Here is a 19864-nt window from a genome sequence, read left to right on the forward strand (position 1 = left end):
TCAGGGAAAAAGAGCCGCGAAGATTGGTGGTTTAAGTCGGGGTTAACCAACTGCCTAATGCGGCAGTACGCCCTTGCCGAAGGCGACGGCGAGACCCACAAAAACCGCCAGCCAGGCGGTCTGGAGCGCGAGCGCGGCGACCGGCTTCGGGCCCACCTCAAAGAGATCCTTGAGCGAGGTTTTGACGCCAAGCGCAGAGACCGCAACCACGAGCGCGAAACGCGATGCGCCTGCAAGGCCAGCTCTTGCCTCTGCCGGCACAAGGCCGAAACTGTTGGCGGCCATCAGGGCGGCGAAACCGAACAGGAAAATCGGAAAGGCGCGGCCGGTGGCTTCTGCGCCGGCATGGCGCGAAAAGATCATGGCGATGATAAAGACGGCCGGCGCCAAGAGGGTGACGCGCATCAGCTTCACGACGGCGGCGACGGCGCCCGCATCATCGGAAACGATATAGCCGGCGCCGATGACCTGCGCGACGTCATGGATGGTGGCCCCGAGGAAAACGCCGGCCTGCATTTCGGTGAAGCCGAAAAGATGCGTGAGCGACGGATAGGTCACCATGGCGATGGTGGACAATGTCGTAACGCCGACAACGGTGAGAATAAGGTTGCGCTCGCTGTCTTTCGTCTGCGGCAGAACCGAAGCAATGGCCATCGCTGCTGATGCGCCGCAAATCGCGACTGCGCCGGCGGACAGGGTTGAGTGGGGTCCGGAAAGTCCTGCGCTGCGGCCAATCAGAAAGCCAGCGGCAATGGTTGTCGTTACCGCGGCGACAACCAATAGCGCCGTGCCCCAGCCGAGCTCGGCGATTTCTGAAAAAGTGACAGACGCTCCCAGAAGTATGACGCCGAGCTGGAGTATGCGCTTCGAAGCGAACTGAACGCCTGGTTTCGTTTTGGGGTCGTCATTCATGAAGTTGAAGGCGATGCCGAAAAGGATCGCATACAGCATCACCGGCCCGCCATAACGTGATGAGATGAACAGCGAGGCGAGCGCCACCGTCACGGCGAGGAGAACGCCGGGCATGAGGATTTTCGCCTGATCGGCGAGACGGCTGAAATGGGTCACGGGCGGGCTGACGGTTGCGGAGCGGAAGCTATTCCGCAGCGTGGAGTGATTGCTGCTCGCGCGCCAGAGACGGCATTTGAGACGACGCCGACGCATCCGCGCATTTGCGGCGGTCTCGGTGAGTCACCATGCGAGTGTGCAACTCTTCAATGCATTTGCGGCCGGTGCACACGAACATAAACGGGAAAATCGCATGGATCAGACAAGCGATCCCCGAAATCACCATTTTCGCGCCGAAGCCAAAGGCCATGCCCAGATGCTCGAAATAGCTTTCCCCGACGCTGGCCGGATGCTCGGTAAAGGCGCGCTTGATCATGGCGTAGGTCATCCCCGTTTGTTGAGATTAAGCTTAAGCGGGAACAGGTGAAAAAATATCCTACAAAGAACGATAGAAAAACTAATGATTGCGAGTTTTTTCTATTATCTTTATAGATATTAGAATGGACCCTACGGATAAAGCCATATTGGCGATATTACAACGCGACTCAGCCACTCCTGTGAGTGAGATTGCCGAATCGGTGGGGCTGTCGGCGACCCCATGCTGGCGACGGATCAAGAAGCTGGAGGAGGAGGGCGTCATCCAGCGCCGGGTGGCGCTTGCAGACCCGGCGGCGCTCAACCTTTCCCTGACGGCGATCATTTCGGTGAAAACCGCCCAGCATAATGAAGCCTGGCTGAAGCGGTTTGCGGACGCCGTTCAACGCATCCCCGAGATTGTCGAGGTGCACAGGATGAGCGGCGAGGTCGACTACATGTTGAAAGTGGTCGTCCCCGACATGGCCCATTACGACCGGGTCTATAAACGCCTGATCGCGACGGCGGAGTTCTCCGACTTCACCTCGACCTTCTCCATGGAAGTGTTGAAGCAGACGACGGAATTGCCGTTGGATTATGCCTGACGCATTTTTAGGCGAAGTGTATGCGGTTCGCCGTCTGGAAATGCGTCAAATCAAAAACCTAAAGCCATGCTCGTAACCCAATCAGAAATGACATGGCTTTAGACGGACTATTTCGCCTTGTAGGCGACGCCTTCCTTCATCACGAAGTCGATGTCTTCAAGCTCGGTGATATCGGAAAGGGGGTCGCCTTCAACGGCGACAAGATCGCCATATTTTCCTGGCGCGATCGATCCGAGCATATCGGATTTTCCTAAGTTGTCGGCGCCTGAAACCGTTGCCGCGCGGATCGCCTCCATAGGCGTAAGGCCCGCCTGCACCAGCAATGCGAACTCGCGCGCATTGTCTCCATGTTTCGAAACGCCCGTGTCCGTGCCGAAAGCGATTTTGACGCCGCCTTCATGGGCGCGGCGCGCCATGTCGATCATTTTCGGACCGACTTCGGCGGCCTTCTCGCGTTGCGGCGGCAACAGGAAAGAACTCGGATCCGCCGCCCATTCCGCGACAGTGACCCCGGCGAGAATGGTTGGCACCAGATAGGCGTTGTTGCGTTTGAACAGGCGGATCGACTCTGCATCAAGATAGGTGCCGTGTTCGATAGAATCGACGCCGGCGCGCAAGGCGGCGTTGATGCCGTTGACGCCATGCGCATGCGCCGTGACCTTGCGGCCCATGGCGTGCGCTGAATCCATAATGGCTTTTAGCTCGTCCTCAAAGAATTGCTGCTCAAGGCCGGCTGAAGTGTTTGAAAGAACGCCGGCCGTCGCCGTTAGCTTGATGTGATCGGCGCCGCGGCGCACCTGTTCGCGCACTGCGTGGCGGCATTCACCAACGCCGTCGCACACGCCTTTGGAATGAAGCAGTTCTGCGATCTCGTCTGTGTAGCCTTGGGTGCCGTCGCCATGGCCGCCGGTGACGGAAATCGTTGCGCCGGAAGCGTATATGCGCGGGCCCGTGACGTCGCCGCGGGCGATGCCGTCGCGCAGGGCGAAGATAGCATCGCCCGAGCCGGCGCCGACATCTCTCACTGTCGTAAAGCCGGCCATCAATGTCTTCTTTGCGAAGCCTGCGCCGGTGATGGCGTTGTCCGCGTCCGACAGTTCCACGCGTTGCAGCCTTGCGCGGGGATTGTTTTCGCTGAGGATATGCACATGGCCGTCGATCAGGCCGGGCATCACGAACATGTCTTTCAGATCATGAAGGACGACTGTGTCATCCGCGCCAGCGCCAATCGCATCCGCGCCGAGAAATCCGTTCGCCACACGCTCAACCAAACCGTCCTTGATGATGATGGTTTGATTCTCGGTTACTGCATTGCCGGGAACGGCGAGCAGGCGCCCGGCGTGAATGATGGCGTAATCGGCGGCCTGGGCCCCGGTGGACATCAGCGCGAGGGCGAAAGGCAATAGTCGTTTCATCATGGAGCTCCCTGGACAGCTGGCCGGCGAAGATCAACGGCAGTGTCGAATGTTATGTGTCGAGGCGATGCAGGCGTATTATTTCGCAGGTGGGCCTATGTAGAAATGTTCGTTGGCGAAGTCGAAAATGACGCTGCGATCAGCGAACAGATCCATGCCCACGAGGCAGAAAGGTTTCGCCCCGGCGCCAAGGGCGCGAAAGACTTCCGCATCGTAAACCAGGAAGATCTGATTGCGCCAGCGCGCGCCGCTGATTTTGAGGCGGGCGATTTTCACCGCTTTCGCCTTCGACGTGTTATCAAAAACATCGTTAAGGTGGGAGGCGGCGGTGGAGCTTCTATATCCATAGGAATTGATGCGGACGCCTGAGGACATGGCGCGCAAAGCAGGGCCATTGAAAACCGTTCCTGATGCGCCAAGATCGACGACGCAAGGAATGTCGAGACCGCGGACATTCACATTGATCTGATAAAGCGGCGTGTCCTGGTCTGCGACATGCAGCGGCTTCAGGCTGGTTCGTGTCCACCCCTTGGCGTTTCGGTCGGGCCTGACGCCCCGTTCATAAAAGTTCACCCGGCGCGCGTCCTCATCGATCATGACGGTGTGGCGGGTCAGGAGATCGAGACCAAGGACGCCTTGCGGCGGTGTATTGGGCGGCGCCCAATCGGGCAGAACGACGCCGATCTGGTTTTCCAGGCGGAGCTTTCCAACGGAGATCTCGCCCAGCTGGTAGGCGGGCAGGGCCTCGGTGCTGGCGAGACCGAGAATTTTGATCGGACCACGCTCGGCCGGGATAAAATTCTGCTTTTCAGCGAGATTGGCGAAAGCCGATGTAATGGTGGCGCCGGAATCGACGATGAAATCATTGGGGCCGTCGCCGTTCACAGTTGCGTTAACAGTGATCCAACCCTGGTAATCGATGCGGTAGGGAACCCAATCGAACGGCTCTGCGCCGGATAAAGGATGCGCCGCCAGCGCGCCGCCGAGCGCCCCCAGCCCTATGGTCACGCCCGCTGCGGCCATGGCCACGGAGCGAAAAAGCCTTATAAATCCAGTCACTAAATGCGCCCCACCCTTGAGTTTTTTATATTTTCCGCGAGAGGAATGCGCGCCCCGGATAAATGCTAGCCAGCTTGTCAGGGCTTGTCACGGCGGACTGCCCGGTCATACTTCAATGCAAAACATGTGAGGGAAGCGGAGAATGTTGCATATCATGAAGAGGCTGCCGCCGCGCATTCAGGCGGCTTTGTTCGTCCTTTCTCTTGTCGCTCTCCTCAGTGGGGCTTTTCTCTTGATAAAATAGGGCGAAATCCCTTGCCATAACGGCCTCTTCGGCTATAACCCGCGCCTTCTCACCAGCCGCCAGGCCAGATGGCATGCCTTGGCGGTTTTGTTGCGCGCCCGAAAGGGCCCTTTTAGGAAAAGCAAAATGCCCAAGATGAAGACAAAGTCTGGCGCCAAAAAGCGCTTCAAGATGACCGCCTCCGGGAAGGTCAAGGCCGGTGTCGCCGGCAAACGCCACGGCATGATCAAGCGTACGCCCAAGCAAATCCGCCAGAACCGCGGCATGGATCTGCTTTCGGATGCGGACGCCCGGATCGTCAAAAAATACATGCCCTACGCGCGGTAAGGAGGTCTCGACATGTCACGTGTAAAAAGAGGCGTCACAGCCCACGCCCGCCACAAGAAAATCATCGGCAAAGCCAAAGGCTATTACGGCCGCCGCAAAAACACCTTCCGCGTCGCCAATCAGGCGGTGGAGAAGGCCGGCCAATATGCCTATCGCGACCGCCGCGTCCGCAAGCGTAATTTCCGCTCGCTCTGGATTCAGCGCATCAACGCCGCCTGCCGTGAGCTTGATTTCACCTATGCCCGCTTCATTGACGGCCTGACCAAGGCCGGCGTCGAAGTTGACCGCAAGGTGCTCGCCGACATCGCCGTGAAAGAGCCGGAAGCGTTCAAGGCGCTTGCCGACAAAGCGAAAGCAGCTCTCGCCTAACAATCTTTCCGCGAAAAAAACGATCCAGAAAGGCGCTTGGTTTCCAGGCGCCTTTCTCTTTTGGAGGGGTCGAATTTCATGAAAATTGTACGCAACGCATACAAAAATGTTGACTGAACGATTCGTTGTGATATTCATTGTGCGTCGCAGCATTGTTGTGACCAATAACAATTCGGAGACGCCCGGGCTTTCGTTAACCGATTGAAAGGAATACCGAAATGATCCGGACCCTTGCTATCGCCGCCACAGTATTCGTGGCCGTCCAGGCCCCCGCATTTGCTGGCGACATTGTCGTCGAATTCGATTCGGCCCGTCTTGAAGACCCTGCATATCTTGAAGCTGTTAAGTCTGACATCAGCGCCGCCGCCGCCAAGGTCTGTAAGGCCGAATATGCCGGCTCGCCGCTTTACGCGTCCCGTCTGCGCAACTGTGTCGAACAGGCTTCCGCCGACGCCGAAGCCCAGATCGCTCAAAAGCTTATGACGGCTCAGGCTGAACCTACCCAGATCGCCGCCAAATAGGACGGCGCTTCCTCTCACCGGACATGAGACAGAGCGGGCCCTCGACAAGAGGGCCCGCTCTTTATATTGAAGTGTCTGACAGCGCGGAGCCGCCTTTCATGCCTGATTTTGAGTTCTTTTTTCGGAGCGCCGATTGAACGGGTGACCAAAGCGGTATCTGCCGGTAAGCGTCATCCGAGGATGGCGCTTTTTTTGTATTTGATAGGACTGGAGACCGGACCCGATGTCCGACATTGAAGAACTGGAACGCGATCTCGCCGCTAAAATCGCCGCCGCGGAAACGGGCGCCGCGCTTGAGGAAGTGCGGGTCGGCGCTATCGGCAAAAAAGGCGCTGTCTCCGAGCGGATGAAAACGCTCGGGAAGATGAGCCCTGAAGAGCGCAAGGAAATGGGCCCTGCCTTGAACGGCCTCAAGACGCGCATCACCGAAGCGATCGAAGCGAAAAAACAGGCGCTGGAAGAGGCGGCCTTGAATGAACGCCTCGCGTCTGAAAAAATCGATGTGACGCTCCCGATCCGCCCGGAGCCAAAAGGCAAAATTCACCCGGTTAGTCAGGTTACGGAAGAAATCATTGCGATCTTCTCGGCGATGGGTTTCGACGTCGCTGAAGGGCCGGATATTGAAGACGACTTCCACAATTTCACGGCGCTGAATTTTCCGCCCGACCACCCGGCGCGTGAAATGCACGACACCTTCTTCTTCGAGCCGAAGGAAGATGGCTCGCGCATGGTGTTGCGCACCCACACAAGCCCGGTGCAGATCCGCACCATGATGTCGCAAAAGCCGCCGATCCGGATCATCATTCCGGGCCGCACCTTCCGCTGCGACTCAGACCAGACCCACACGCCCATGTTCCATCAGGTTGAGGGGCTGGTCATCGATAAAGAAACCCATATGGGCCATCTCAAAGGCACGCTCGAAGCCTTCGTCAAAACCTTCTTCGAGATTGACGATGTGAAGACGCGCTTCCGCCCGCATTTCTTTCCGTTCACGGAGCCGTCAGCGGAAATGGATATCGGCTATGAGCGGGTCGGGAACGAAATCCGCTTCGGTCAGGGCGATGACTGGATGGAAATTCTCGGCTGCGGCATGGTGCATCCGAATGTGCTCCGCAATTGCGGTCTCGACCCCGACGAGTATCAGGGTTTCGCCTGGGGCATGGGCGTCGACCGCCTCGCCATGCTGAAATACGGCATTCCCGATCTGCGTGATTTCTTCGCCGCCGATGCGCGCTGGCTGGAGCATTACGGCTTTGACGCCGCCGACCAGCCGAGCCTGTGGGCGGGCTTGAGCAAATAGGAGCTGACACCATGAGCTACTACATCGCAAAGACCGTATCCGGTGAGTTTGACGACGTGATCGCGCGTGTCACCGAAGCGCTCAAGGCCGAGGGCTTCGGCGTCCTCACCGAGATCGACGTCGCGGCGACGCTGAAGAAAAAGATCGATGTGGATTTCCGTCCCTACCGCATTCTCGGCGCCTGCAATCCGCAGATGGCCTACAAGGCGCTGTCCGCTGAGGACAAGATCGGCGTGATGCTCCCCTGCAATGTAATTGTTCAAAAAACGGACAAGGGCGTTGAAGTCGCCGCGGTCGATCCGGTCGCCTCCATGCAGGCGGTGGAAAATCCCGGCCTTGGCGATATCGCCGGCCCCGTGAAAGAAGCGCTTGCGCGCGTTGTGAACTCCCTTTGAGAAAAGCAGAATAATGAAATTCACTCTGTCCTGGCTGAAAGAGCATCTCGATACTGACGCCAGTCTTGATGACATCGTCGAGACCATGGTCGCTGTCGGCCTTGAGGTTGAAGCGGTCGAAAATCCCGAAGAGCGCCTCGCGGCGTTTTCCATCGGCGAAGTGCTGGAAGCGAACCCGCATCCTGACGCCGACAAGCTGCAGGTCTGCAAGGTCGCCACCAAAGATGGTGAGATGCAGATCGTTTGCGGCGCGCCCAATGCGCGAGCCGGGATCAAGGTCGCCTATGCGCCGGTCGGGGCTTATGTGCCCGGCATCGATGTCACCCTCTCGAAAGCGAAAATCCGCGGCGTTGAATCCTTCGGTATGATGTGTTCGGTCCGCGAGCTTGAGATGGGCGACGATCATGACGGCATTATCGAGGCGCCGGCGTCCGCGAAGGTTGGCGATCCGGTGGCGAAGATTATGGGCGCCAATGATCCGGTGATCGATTTCGAAGTGACGCCGAACCGCCCCGACACCAACGGCGTCAACGGTGTTGCGCGTGACCTCGCCGCGGCGGGGCTCGGCAAACTGATTACGCCTGAACCGAAACCGCTGAAAGGGGCCTATCCTTCTCCGCAAAAGGTTGTGCTCGATTTCCCGGCGGGATCGGAAAACGCTTGTCCTGCTTTCGCCGGGCGCTATGTGCGCGGCGTCAAGAACGGGCCATCGCCGAAATGGCTGCAGGATCGCCTGCGTGCGCTCGGCCTGCGCCCGATCAGCGCGCTGGTAGATATCACCAACTATATGTCTTACGACCGCGCCCGTCCGCTGCACGTCTTTGACGCCGATAAACTCAATGGCGTTCTGCGTGCGCGCCTTGGAAAGCAAGGTGAAAAATTCCTCGCCCTTGATGGCAAGGAATATAAAGTCGATGAGACCATGACAGTGATCGCCGATGACGCTGCTGTTCTTGGCCTTGGCGGAATCATGGGTGGCGAGGACACCGGCTGCACCGAAGAAACAACGAATGTCTTCATCGAGTGCGCTTATTTCGATCCTCTGCGTACAGCGAAAACCGGCCGCAAAACCGGCATTGCCTCCGATGCGCGCTATCGTTTCGAGCGTGGCGTCGATCCGGCGTTCATCCTGCCGGGGATGGAGATGGCGACGCAGCTCGTGATGGATATGTGCGGCGGCGAGCCGTCGGAAATTGTTCTTGCCGGCGACATTCCGCAAATGGACAAAACCGTTCTTTTCCCGCCCGTTGAGGTGAAGCGTTTGACCGGTCTGGATGTCGCGCCGCAGGATTGCGAGCAAATTCTTTCCGCGCTTGGCTTCACCGTGCGCAAAAGCGACCCATGGCAAGTGGATGCCCCGTCCTGGCGGCCAGATATTGAGGGCAAGGCCGACCTTGTTGAGGAAATCGCGCGGATTACCGGCTTCGACAAGTTGCCTGCTGCGCCCTTGCCCATGCTCAAAGCGGTGGAAACGCCAAAACTGACCGCAGGCCAGGAACGCCGCCGCATGGCGCGCCGCGCGCTCGCGGGGCGCGGGCTTCTGGAGGCGGTGACATGGTCTTTTCTTGATCAGAAACACGCCGAACTTTTCATGAGCGCGAATGTGATCAAGGCGAAAGGCCTCATCCTCGCCAATCCGATTGCATCCGATCTTGGTGTCATGCGTTCGTCACTCCTGCCAAACCTGATAGCCGCGCTTCAGCGTAACGCAGACCGTGGCCGCGATGATCTCGCCCTGTTTGAGGTTGCGCCGATCTATGTTGGCGATCAGCCTACGGATCATGCGAATGCCGCGGGCGGCGCGCGCCGTTCCGACCCCCGGCGTCACTGGCAGGGCGTTGCGGCGAAGGTCGATGTCTTCACAGTGAAAGCTGACGCCATGGCGGCGCTTGAAGCGGCGGGCGCGCCTGTTGCAAGCTTGCAAACGGCGGCGGAAGCGCCCGACTATTTCCATCCCGGCCGGTCCGGCGCGCTGCGCCTCGGGCCTAAAACGCTCGCCCATTTCGGAGAGATCCATCCGCGGGTGTTGAAGGCCATGGATGTGGACGGTCCTGTCCACGGTTTTGAGGTCTTCCTCGACCTCATTCCCGAACCGAAAAAGAAGGCGGCGAAAACCCGGCCAGCACTCGACGCATCCGAGCTCTTGCCGCTCTCGCGCGATTTCGCCTTCGTTGTCGATGAAGCCGTCGCCGCCGAAGCGCTCCTCAAGGCGGTGCGCGGGGCGGAGAAAAAGCTCATCTCCGATGTCAGCCTCTTCGACGTTTACCAGGGCAAAGGCGTGCCGGAAGGAAAGAAATCCCTTGCCGTCGAGGTGACGCTGCAGCCGCGGGACAAAACCCTCACCGACGAGGAAATTGAGGCTGTTTCGGCCCGCATCGTGGCTCAGGTTGAAAAGGCAGTGGGCGGGAGCCTGCGGGCCTGAGGGGGGGCGGCGCCAGCAAGCGCCATTTTTCCCGCGCAAACCGGCTTGCGGATCGCGTCTCGCCAAGTTATGACGCGCCTCCTCCAGCCGGTTTGCCGCTTTAGCTCAGCTGGTAGAGCACATCATTCGTAATGATGGGGTCAGGTGTTCAAGTCACCTAAGCGGCACCACTTCCTCAACCAAAGCTCACCGTCTTCAGCTTGAGCGGAGCAACCCTTCGAAGGAGGATCGCCCGCCGGTCAAATTGACCCTATGGGCGTAATCTTTGGAGGATTGCGCCCGCCGCCCATTCACGCCTTGTAACGATGGATCATTCGTTTGAAGCTGCCGAAAAATGCTTTGAACGAACGGGAGGATTGCAAATGGCGGCTTTAAAATTCGGCAGGGCGTTGGCGATCTGGTTTCTTTGCGCCTTTGCCGTAAATTGTTCCCGCCCTGCACAAACAGATGAAGCGTCGCCCGTAAGCGCCACGCAGGCAGAGCAGTCGGAAGACGTCAATGATCTTGCCCGCGATGTCGAACGACTTGAATCGTTGCGCGCGGTCAAGGACCTGCAGCGCAACTATGCGCAATATGGCCAGTTCGGATTGTGGTCCGACATGGCGGCCCTGTTTTCCGAAAATGCCGTTGTCGCCTGGGGCGATCAGAAGATTGAAGGCGCCGCCGCAATCGAAAATTGGTTGCGTGAAAGGGGCGCTGCCGTTTCAGATCTCGCGCCTGGCGCCCTCAACACGGAATTTATTGACCAGCCGCTGATCAATTTGTCCGTGAATGGCGTCAGCGCGAAAGGGCGCTGGATGAGCCTCGCATTCAAAGGCGATGGCAACGGCGAGGCCTGGTTCGAGGGCGGTCTTTATGAAAATGACTATGTCCGTGAAGATGGCGTCTGGAAAATCGCAGTAATGCGCTACTATCCGCAATATGAAGGTCCTTATACGGAAGGGTGGACCAATGTGGATGGGGAAGACCTGCCGATTATTCCCTACCATTTCAGCATTGATGAAACGGGAATTCCCATTCCCGAGCCTGTGGAGCCGGCGACGGCGACGTCAGAAACCCTAGATAGTCTCGAACAGCGCATCGACGCGCTGAATGACGAAGACGCCGTGCGAAATCTGCAAAACGCCTATGGCTATTATGTCGATCGTAAAATGTGGGACGATATCGTTGATCTTTTTGCTGATGAAAGCGCGGTTGAGATTAGCGGCGAAGGCGTATTCGAAGGGCGCGCGGGCGTGCGCAAGGCCATGGAGCGAATGGGACCGGCGGGGCTCAGCCATGGCGAACTCAATGAGCATCCTCTGTTTGACACCATCGTCATGCTGGCGCCCGGGGGTGAAGCGGAAAGCCGCGGGATCGAGCTCGCCATGCTGGGCGACGCTGATGAAGGAACGGCGCATTGGGGGATCAATGTCTATCGCAACCGCTTCGTGAAAGAAGCCGGCGTCTGGAAATTCAAGGAACTGCGCGTCTATCCGCTGATGAAAGCCCAATACAAGACCGGGTGGGGGAATGGCGGCGAGCTTGGCCTCTTCAGTCCGGATTTGCCGGCGTTTCTCGGACCTAACCCGGCGACAGGCGATCCTGTGGATACCGGCGAGTTGAGCCTTGTCGCAGATGAAAATCTGACCGGCGCGGTTGAAAAGGCTGACGCGGAGCAGGCGTCCCCGAAACCAGAGATGCGCCTTGCGGAAGCGCGCCGCCGTTTGTTGCGCTCTGAGGCTTATGACGGCGCCGTGAATGTGTCCGCCGCCTATGGGTTTTATCTTGACGATTTTCAGTGGACGGAATTGTCGTCGCTTTTCGCTGTCGAGGGAAACAAGCAGTCACCCTTCGCCGGGTATTATCTGGGGCGCGATCGGATCATGGGCGCCGCAAATGCAATGTGGGGCCCGGCGAAAAAGCTGCGCCCCGCGATTTCATTTCACTGGCGCACCCAGCCCGTCATTCATGTCTCTCATGATGGACGGTCGGCCAATCTTCGCACCCGTCTGTTTCAGCCACGCACAACAAAAGATCCGGGGGCGCCCGCCTATTTTTACATGGGCGGCGTTCATGGCGGCATGTACCCTAATGACCAGATTGTGCTGGAGAACGGCATCTGGCGGTTCTGGAGCCTGACCATTGATGAACACTATTTCTATTCCCCGGAATGGGAAGGCGGATGGTCTGCGGCGAAGGACCCGGAAGGCGACGCCGAACCCTATCGCAGCAAGCTTCTGGACATCTATCCGCCCGATGTCGTGCTGACCGACCTTGGCCGGCGGCAGGAGGGGTTCAAAGGCGGCACTGGCGAGACAATTGAATGGCCCGGCATCCTGCCCATGTGGTTTCACTATCGAAATCCCGTCAGTGGGCGCGAACCGGCGACGTATTGGCCCGATTGCGTCCCCTGCGAGATCGTGCCGGAGGCCAGCATGACCAAGCATGGGTACCAGAAGCCTCCGACCGGGCCGGAGATTGACGGCGTGGAACTTCAGGGCCGGTGATAAGGCGCAGAGGTGGGCGCATTTGCTGCAAAGCGGCAAAAGCTGAGGCAAATTTGTATGCCTCCCGGATCAAGACCGGGCGTCCGGATGCTTGCTAGATAATTGGCGCGTCTGGTGAAATTGGAGGCCAGAGGCGCCGGGAGACGGCTAGGCCGCTTCCCGATCCGCCGCTTTTGATCCCGCCAGCTTCCTCTAGCCCAAGGTAATCCGAACATGATCTGGAAAAGCCCCGCCGCCGCATTGTTGCGACTAACCGCATCCGTTTTGGGCGCAGCGGCGCTCGCCGCCTGTTCGTCATCTGACGAGCCGGTGGCTACGCGGCAAGTTACGCTGATGCCTGACCCGGCGCATGTCTGTGATTTTTGCGAAAGGCTGAACGAGCCCGCAGAGCCGTTTCAGGTCTATGGCGACACTTATTATGTGGGTACGGCCATGATCTCTTCTGTGCTGATTGCCTCAGATGATGGTCTTGTCCTGATCAATGGCGGAATGACCCAGACCGCGCCACAAATTGCGGCGAATATCGAAGCGCTCGGATTTTCGCTCGGCGATTTGCGCCTGATATTGAACACCCACGCCCATTTCGACCATGCCGGGGGCATCGCCGCCCTGGCGCGCGCAACCGGCGCAAAAGTCGCCGCAACGGAGCGCGGCGTCGAAGCGCTCAAGCAGGGCCGGCCCACGGAAGACGATCCTCAACGCGCTATGGAGGACAATGTCTTTCCCGCCGTACCGCAAGCGCAAGCCGTCGCCGATGGTGATACGCTCGAAGTCGGCGATATCACAGTGACGGCGCATTATACGCCAGCCCACACGCCTGGCAGCGCAGCCTGGAGCTGGCGCTCCTGCGAGGAAGAACTCTGTCTTGACGTCGTCTTCGCCGACTCCTTTTCAACCCGCTCCGGCGCCGGTTTCCGTTTCACGGGCGATGACGATAATCCGAGCCGGGTTGATGCATTTCGCAGCGCCGTCGCAACGGTCGCCGATTTACCTTGCGATGTCTTGCTGACGCCGTCGCCGCTTTCATTTGGTGTGAAGGAAAAGCTGGCGGCGCGCGCGGAAGACCCTACGGTTAATCCATTCGTTGATTCTGGTGCATGCCGTGCTTATGCCGCAAGCGGAGCCGCCGGCCTCGAAAAACGCATCGCCGAAGAAACGGCCGAACAATAAGACTTCTATCGCTTATAAAACAGCAGGCGTAATTGATGAGCATGACAGAAAGCCTTGAAGAGCCCGTCGGAACCGGGCCGTTCGCGTGGTACCAGCGCGCCGACAGGAAAGTCCGGCGCGTCTTCTGGACATGTTCGGTCGCCTGGACGCTCGATGCGATGGATGCGCTTGTCTATCAGTATCTCATCCCGGTCATCATCGTCGCTTTTGGCGTTACGCTGGCGCAGGCTGCCGCTATTGCGAGCGCGAGTTATTTCGCCTCGGCGATCGGCGGCTGGATGGGTGGATGGCTCGCTGACAAATTCGGTCGGGTGCGCATCCTTCAACTGACCATTTTGTGGTTTTCGGTTTTCTCTTTTCTTTCAGGATTCGCTCAGACCTATGAGCAACTCTTGTTCTTGCGCGTGTTGCAGGGCGTTGGGTTCGGCGCTGAATGGGCGGTTGGCGCCGTCTTGCTGGGCGAGATTGTCGCGCGCAAGGACCGCGGCAAGGCGCTCGGATCAGTACAAAGCGGCGTCGCCGTCGGGTCGGGTCTCGCCGCTCTTCTCGCAGGACCGTTCGTTGCGATGTTCGAACCGGAACTCGGTTGGCGGATCGTCTTCTGGATCGGCATCCTGCCGGCGCTGCTGATTTTTTTCGTGCGCCGCGGCGACGATGACTCCGAAGTGTTCAAGGAGAATAAAGCCAAGCGCGATGCGGAGAAAAAATCGGTCACGCCATTGGAGATCTTTTGCCCGAAATATCTGCGTATAACGGCGCTGGCCGCCTTGCTTGCTGTCGGCGCGCAGGGGGCAGGCTATTCGGTCTCGAGTTACCTGACGACTTTCCTGCAAAATGAGCGCGGCATTTCGGCGTCAACCGCCGGGATATTTGTTCTTCTGAACAGCGCCGGCGCCTTTTTCGGGCTTATCGCCAATGCGTATTTCAGTGATCGGTTCGGCCGGCGTATGGCGTTCCGAATGTTTGGCGCTGCGTTTATCGTCGCCACAATTGTTTATCTTTGTGCGCCGCTTGGCAGTCACGCTTATTTGCTCATCCCTGCGGGCTTCGTTCAGGCTTTCTGCCAATTCGGCTTATACGGATCGTTCGGGCCTTATTTCACCGAGTTGTTTCCGACGCAGATACGCGCATCGGGCCAAGCCTTCGCGTATAATTTCGGGCGGGCGGTGAGCGGCATCTTTATCCAGGGGGTGGCGATCCTTGCGGCGACGGTCGCGCTTAACGTGTCCATGACTGTGATGGGCGTGATTGGCGTCATTTGCGCCCTGATCGCCACGGTCCTGCTGCCGGAGACGGTGGGGCGCGACCTGCGCGAACTCGATGAAGGGCGGGCGCCGGAAGCGACCGGCTAGGGCCGTTTTCCGCCGAAGTGGTGAACGCCGCCGAGGTGACTTCCGGCGGCGTCAACTCTTGGGGCCGCTTGGATAAAGTGGCGGGGCTCCGTCATTCGATATTGTGCCGCTCAGGGTGTTCCGATGAAACAGTTTCTAGACTTTTGCGCCAACCGCGGCGGCGGCCTCTTGGGCACCTGGCTCAAGCTTCCAACCCTGGCGACCGTGGAGATGCTTGGGCAAGCCGGCTTTGACTACCTTGTCATCGATATGGAGCATGCGCCGCACAGTCTCGATCAGGTGTATCAATTCATTTTCGCGACGCAGGCGTCCGGCATGGCGGCGCTGGTGCGCTTAGCCGACCATAGTGGCTCCGACATTCAGCGCCTCCTCGACTCTGGCGCAGACGGTCTCCTCGCGCCGCGCATGACGAGTGTTGAAACGGCTGAGCGCCTCACGCGGCAAATGGTGTTCAGCCCGAACGGAGAGCGGGGACTTGGCACAACGTCACGCGCGGGAAGTTGGGGCCTGACCCCCATGGCGGATTATCTCAAGCGCGGCGATGAACAATGTTTGCGCATGGTCCAGCTCGAAAGCTGGGACACTGTGGAGGCCGTGGAAGATTATCTGGAAATTCCCACAGTGAGCGGCGTTTTCATCGGACATGGCGATTTGTATTTGTCGAGCGGAAAGTCGTCTTCCGACCCTGAGGTCCGCAAGCTTACCCAGCGTGTTGCGGATGCTGCGCGCGCTTCTGGGAAGCTTTCCGGCGCTGCGGCCGCGACGCCGGAAGAGGCTAAAATCTATACTGAGATGGGCTATTCGCTTGTCATGGTAAGCAACGATGCAACGATCTTTGCGAAAGCCGCTGCTGCGGCTGTCGCTGAAAGCCGCGCGCGCTAACGCGGTCTGCGGCAACTTACATTGAGGTTGAAATGAGTCAGACTGTTGATCCCCGTTCCCGTCTTTCCACCAGCGGCGCCGTCTCGGCGGCGAGCGGCGAAGCCTATTCGGCGGCCGTTTATGAGCGGTTTTACGATTCGCCGCCGCAGGAAGAAACTGACACAGCGCGGACATGGCTGGCGCGTGGCCAGAATTTCATTGTCGCTTATTCCGAGGTGAAAGCAGGGGCGACATTTGAGCGAAAAGACCAGCCTGATGAATATGTCCTGATCCTGCAGGACGAGGATATGAGCGCAAGCGTGACGGCCGCGCGCGAGACGCGGGAAATCGGCGGTTTCACGATCACCATCGTGCCGCCGGGCGACAGCTCCATTACGGTGAAGGCGGACGGAAAAATCATTCGTCTCTTTTCAACGCAGTCACGTGACCTTGCGGACAAGACCGCCAATGAAAAAGACTATCGTGAGCATCATCCCCATATTCCGCCGCTTGAACTCTGGCCGGAACCGAAAGGCGGCTACAAAATTCGCAGCTATAGTCTTGATGTGCCCGAAGAGGAGGGCCGTTTCGGCAAGATCTGGCGCTGTACAACGTTCATGGTGAATGTCTTTCCGCCGCAGCATGGCCCGCGCGACCCGTCAAAATTGTCGCCACACCACCATGATGACTTCGAACAATGTTCGCTCGTTATCGGCGGCCAATATGTGCATCATCTGCGCTGGCCCTGGACGGCCAATCTTGCGGAATGGCGCGATGACGATCATGAACTTTGCGGCGCGCCATCCGTGACGGTGATCCCGCCCAAAGCCATTCACACATCGGCGGCGGTCGATCCCGGGGTCAATCTCTTGATCGATATCTTTTCGCCGCCGCGCGAAGACTTTTCGAAAATGGATGGCTGGGTGCTCAATGCGGACGAATATCCGACGCCCCCGGACATGGATGACGCATAAGGTCTTTTGTTAAAACGCTGTGTGGTCAGCGCCTTTGAGGCCCAGCAGGTTTCGGGCCTCATCGGGCGTTGCGATTTCAAGGCCCAGTTCTTCAATAATGTTGCGCACTTTACGCACTTGATCGGCGTTGCTTTTCGCAAGCTCGCCGCGGCTGATATAAAGGCTGTCCTCAAGTCCGACGCGGACATTGCCGCCAAGTAGCGCTGACTGATTACAGAACGCCATCTGGTTGCGGCCCGCCGCGAAGGCGGAAAAGACATAATCATCGCCAAACAGGCTGTCGGCGATGGTCACCATATGGGCGAGGTTACGCGGGTCCGCGCCGACGCCGCCCAAGATGCCGAAAATTCCCTGAATGAGGAAAGGCGGTTTAATCAGGCCGCGTTCGGCGAAATGCGCGAGGGTGTAAAGATGCCCGATATCATAGCATTCAAATTCGAACCGCGTGCCATAGGCCTCGCCCACTTCGCGCATGATCCGCTCGATATAACTGTTCGAATTATACATGATGCGGTCATTCGACGTTTCCACATAGTCGCGCTCCCACTCATGCGCCCATTTCTCGACTTTCGCGCCAGCGGCGCTGAAGTCGAAAATCAGCGGGCCCATATTCAAAGAGCAGACTTCGGGTTGCGCCGCATGGGCGCCTTCGAGGCGATCGTCGAGCGACATGTTGGCGCTGCCGCCGGTCGATATATTGATGACGGCGTCGCTCGCCTGTTTGATCCGCGGCAGGAACGCCATGAAGTCTTTCGCCGCTGGGCTTGGGCGGCCGTTTTCCGGGTCGCGGGCGTGCAGATGAAGGATCGCCGCGCCAGCTTCCGCCGCCTCGATAGACGCTGCGGCGATCTCGTCAGGCGTCACCGGCAGATAAGGCGACATGGATGGCGTATGGATTGAGCCTGTCGGCGCACAGGTGATCATGACCTTACCGCTTTTGCGCATGATCGCGTTTCCTAAAGCCCGGCCTGGCAGAGATATTTGAGGTTCAAATATTCTGCGAGCCCATGGGAAGACCCCTCCCGGCCGAGACCGGACATCTTGACGCCGCCAAAGGGAACGACCGCCGTTGAAATCAGCCCGGTGTTGATCCCGACCATGCCGCTTTCGATGTCGCGGCCGGCGCGGGCGATGGTCGCCGGGTTTTCGGAGCATAGATAAGCCGCAAGCCCAAAGGGCGTGTTGTTGGCGAGCGCGACGCCTTCTTCCATCGTTTCAAATGGAATGACGCCGGCAAGAGGGCCGAATGTTTCTTCGCTGGTTAGCAGCGCGTCCGGCGCTACATCACGCACTAGCGTCGGCGGCATTAGTTGGCCGCCCGAAGATTTTCCGCCAGCGAGGATTGTCGCGCCGCCTTTGACGGCGTCGTCGAGATGTTCTTCCACCTTGGCGACGCCCGCTTTATCGATCAGCGGACCAATATCAGATCTTTCATCGAAACCGTCGCCCGGCGCGAGTGCGTTCACGCGTTCTGCAAAGGCGTCCAGAAAGGATTCACAGATGTCTTTTTGAGCGTAGATGCGGTTCGCGGCGATACAGCTTTGGCCGCTATTGCGGAACTTCGCGACAAGCGCCGTTTCAACAGCCGTTTCGAGGTCGGCGTCATCAAAAATCAGGAGCGGCGCATTGCCGCCAAGCTCAAGCGAGAGACGTTTGATTAACGGCGCTGACGCTTCCATCAATTGCGCGCCGATTTCTGTTGAGCCGGTAAAGCTGATTTTGCGCACCACTGGAGAAGAGGTGAGGAGCTTGCCGATCATGCTGGCTTTGCCGGTGATGACGTTCAAGACGCCTGCCGGCACGCCGGCCTCCTCCGCCAGAACCGCAAGCGCGTATGCCGATAGTGGGGTCTGGCTCGCCGGCTTGGCGATAATCGTGCAGCCCGCGGCGAGCGCCGGCGCGGCCTTGCGCGTCAGCATCGCCAGCGGGAAGTTCCAAGGCGTGATTGCGGCGCATACGCCTATTGGCTCGGGTTCGACCATCAGGCGGCGACCGGCGACCGGGGCGGGAATAATTTCCCCGATCATGCGGCCCGCCTCATCGGCGTAGAATTCAATAAAGCCGGCGCCGTACGCGACTTCCGCACGGGCTTCCTTGAGCGGCTTGCCGTTCTCGAGCGTGATCAGGCGGGCAAGATCTTCCTGGTGCGCTATGACCAAGTCAAACCAGCGGCGCAAAATGGCGCCCCGGTTCCGCGTCAGTACTTTCGCCCAGGCGGGAAAGGCGCGTTCGGCCGCGTCAATCGAGGATCGCGCCTGTTGTTCTGAAAGCGACGGCGCGTGGCCGATAATCTCGCCAGTGAAAGGATCATCGACATCAATGACGGCGCCGCCGTCAGCAGCAATCCATTGTCCGTTCACATAGGCCTTGTCGCGGATCAGGTCCGGCCGGGACAGTTTTCCGCGTTCGAGTTGGGGGCTTCCATCAGCGTGAGGCATGTTGCTCTCGAATACCTTTACTTATCATCGTCCAGATTTGGGTTGGTCACGGGCGTGTCGCCCTCGAACCAATGTTCGAAACGCCGATAGGTGCAAAGCCAGCGCCCATCGCTTGTGCGTTTGTACCGATCCGTCGCCAGCGAAATGGTGATGGGCGGATGGGTTGGCAAAACCTTCTCGCCATTTTTGGCGTAGAGAAAAAGGAAGTTTGTTGCTTCGGCGGTGTCGGGGCCCGTGAAGTAAGCCCGAAAGTTTGTGAAGGAATGAACCGATAGCCGCGGGCCCTGTTTCACCCGCCAGTCATAGAAGTCCTGAATTTTTGACTTGCCGTGATAGGAAGCGAACTGGCCGTGAAATTCTGCGTCATCGGTGTAGTAAGTGGAGGCGTTGCGTCCCCCATTGGTGTCGATCTCATGCCAATATTCGGCAAGCTGCAGAGAGAGTTCTGCATTTAACTTAAGGACGTCATCCTGATACACCGCCGCGCTCCTTTATGTGGTCAGGATAGACCATCGCGGTGTCTTCCCCTCCGGTCTTGTTCGGAGGGGAAAGAAAATTTGA

At 58.6% G+C, this 19864-nt stretch carries 19 protein-coding genes and 1 tRNA gene; 13 read left to right on the forward strand and 7 right to left on the reverse strand.

Going from position 1 to position 19864, the window contains the following annotated elements; translation table 11 throughout:
- Positions 1–54: 54 nt before the first annotated feature.
- Together ACFOOP_RS06285 and ACFOOP_RS06290 are read right to left on the reverse strand one after the other, a co-directional pair.
- Positions 55–1068 carry a YeiH family protein gene (locus tag ACFOOP_RS06285; protein WP_379880020.1) on the reverse strand — a complete coding sequence of 338 codons (1014 nt, stop codon included), beginning with the start codon at positions 1066–1068 and terminating at the stop codon, positions 55–57.
- A gap of 28 nt (positions 1069–1096) precedes the next feature.
- Positions 1097–1384, reverse strand: coding sequence for a DUF6356 family protein (locus tag ACFOOP_RS06290; protein WP_379880021.1), 288 nt, complete (start codon positions 1382–1384; stop codon positions 1097–1099).
- A gap of 124 nt (positions 1385–1508) precedes the next feature.
- Between ACFOOP_RS06290 and ACFOOP_RS06295 the strand changes: the two genes are divergently transcribed.
- The gene (locus tag ACFOOP_RS06295; RefSeq protein ID WP_379880022.1) at positions 1509–1967 is read left to right on the forward strand and encodes an Lrp/AsnC family transcriptional regulator; all 459 of its coding nucleotides are present in this window, start codon (positions 1509–1511) and stop codon (positions 1965–1967) included.
- Positions 1968–2074: 107 nt separating this feature from the next.
- Here the strand turns inward: ACFOOP_RS06295 and ACFOOP_RS06300 are convergent, their stop codons facing one another.
- Positions 2075–3382 carry a metal-dependent hydrolase family protein gene (locus ACFOOP_RS06300; RefSeq protein WP_379881519.1) on the reverse strand — a complete coding sequence of 436 codons (1308 nt, stop codon included), beginning with the start codon at positions 3380–3382 and terminating at the stop codon, positions 2075–2077.
- Positions 3383–3460: 78 nt separating this feature from the next.
- Positions 3461–4405, reverse strand: a complete 945-nt coding sequence (locus ACFOOP_RS06305) for an aspartyl protease family protein (protein ID WP_379881520.1) — start codon at positions 4403–4405, stop codon at positions 3461–3463.
- Positions 4406–4811: 406 nt separating this feature from the next.
- Between ACFOOP_RS06305 and rpmI the strand changes: the two genes are divergently transcribed.
- From rpmI to ACFOOP_RS06365, 12 genes are all read left to right on the forward strand, one after another.
- The gene (rpmI, locus tag ACFOOP_RS06310; protein WP_379880023.1) at positions 4812–5012 is read left to right on the forward strand and encodes a 50S ribosomal protein L35; all 201 of its coding nucleotides are present in this window, start codon (positions 4812–4814) and stop codon (positions 5010–5012) included.
- A 12-nt stretch (positions 5013–5024) separates the two neighbouring features.
- Positions 5025–5381, forward strand: a complete 357-nt coding sequence (rplT, locus tag ACFOOP_RS06315; RefSeq protein WP_379880024.1) for a 50S ribosomal protein L20 — start codon at positions 5025–5027, stop codon at positions 5379–5381.
- Positions 5382–5599: 218 nt separating this feature from the next.
- Positions 5600–5902, forward strand: coding sequence for a UrcA family protein (locus tag ACFOOP_RS06320; RefSeq protein WP_379880025.1), 303 nt, complete (start codon positions 5600–5602; stop codon positions 5900–5902).
- Positions 5903–6125: 223 nt separating this feature from the next.
- Positions 6126–7202, forward strand: coding sequence for a phenylalanine--tRNA ligase subunit alpha (gene pheS / locus ACFOOP_RS06325; protein ID WP_379880026.1), 1077 nt, complete (start codon positions 6126–6128; stop codon positions 7200–7202).
- A gap of 11 nt (positions 7203–7213) precedes the next feature.
- Positions 7214–7597, forward strand: a complete 384-nt coding sequence (locus ACFOOP_RS06330) for a DUF302 domain-containing protein (RefSeq protein WP_379880027.1) — start codon at positions 7214–7216, stop codon at positions 7595–7597.
- A 13-nt stretch (positions 7598–7610) separates the two neighbouring features.
- Positions 7611–10019 (forward strand): phenylalanine--tRNA ligase subunit beta, encoded by a 2409-nt coding sequence (gene pheT / locus ACFOOP_RS06335; RefSeq protein WP_379880028.1) that lies wholly within the window; start codon positions 7611–7613, stop codon positions 10017–10019.
- 94 nt (positions 10020–10113) lie between these two features.
- Positions 10114–10189 (forward strand) — tRNA-Thr (locus ACFOOP_RS06340).
- A gap of 192 nt (positions 10190–10381) precedes the next feature.
- Entirely contained in the window at positions 10382–12508 is a 2127-nt protein-coding gene (locus ACFOOP_RS06345; protein WP_379880030.1) for a nuclear transport factor 2 family protein, read from the forward strand.
- Positions 12509–12721: 213 nt separating this feature from the next.
- Positions 12722–13678 carry a subclass B3 metallo-beta-lactamase gene (gene bla / locus ACFOOP_RS06350; protein ID WP_379880031.1) on the forward strand — a complete coding sequence of 319 codons (957 nt, stop codon included), beginning with the start codon at positions 12722–12724 and terminating at the stop codon, positions 13676–13678.
- Positions 13679–13713: 35 nt separating this feature from the next.
- Positions 13714–15030, forward strand: a complete 1317-nt coding sequence (locus ACFOOP_RS06355) for an MFS transporter (RefSeq protein WP_379880032.1) — start codon at positions 13714–13716, stop codon at positions 15028–15030.
- Positions 15031–15153: 123 nt separating this feature from the next.
- The gene (locus ACFOOP_RS06360; RefSeq protein WP_379880033.1) at positions 15154–15912 is read left to right on the forward strand and encodes an HpcH/HpaI aldolase family protein; all 759 of its coding nucleotides are present in this window, start codon (positions 15154–15156) and stop codon (positions 15910–15912) included.
- A gap of 32 nt (positions 15913–15944) precedes the next feature.
- The gene (locus tag ACFOOP_RS06365; RefSeq protein ID WP_379880034.1) at positions 15945–16865 is read left to right on the forward strand and encodes a cupin domain-containing protein; all 921 of its coding nucleotides are present in this window, start codon (positions 15945–15947) and stop codon (positions 16863–16865) included.
- A 9-nt stretch (positions 16866–16874) separates the two neighbouring features.
- On the opposite strand, the gene kce is transcribed toward ACFOOP_RS06365, so the two are convergent.
- From kce to ACFOOP_RS06380, 3 genes are read right to left on the reverse strand one after another with little or no spacing between them, the layout of a single operon-like run.
- The gene (gene kce, locus ACFOOP_RS06370; protein WP_379880035.1) at positions 16875–17810 is read right to left on the reverse strand and encodes a 3,5-dioxohexanoate:acetyl-CoA acetone transferase; all 936 of its coding nucleotides are present in this window, start codon (positions 17808–17810) and stop codon (positions 16875–16877) included.
- 11 nt (positions 17811–17821) lie between these two features.
- On the reverse strand, positions 17822–19303 hold the full coding sequence (locus ACFOOP_RS06375; RefSeq protein ID WP_379880036.1) for an NAD-dependent succinate-semialdehyde dehydrogenase: 1482 nt from the start codon (positions 19301–19303) through the stop codon (positions 17822–17824).
- A 17-nt stretch (positions 19304–19320) separates the two neighbouring features.
- A complete protein-coding gene (locus ACFOOP_RS06380) occupies positions 19321–19782 on the reverse strand; it encodes a Cif family virulence factor (RefSeq protein WP_379880037.1) in 462 nt (153 codons plus the stop codon).
- Between the last annotated feature and the right edge of the window lie 82 nt (positions 19783–19864).

Origin of the sequence: Hyphococcus aureus, from assembly GCF_042643165.1 — a bacterium.
In the GTDB taxonomy this organism is placed as follows: domain Bacteria; phylum Pseudomonadota; class Alphaproteobacteria; order Caulobacterales; family Parvularculaceae; genus Hyphococcus; species Hyphococcus aureus.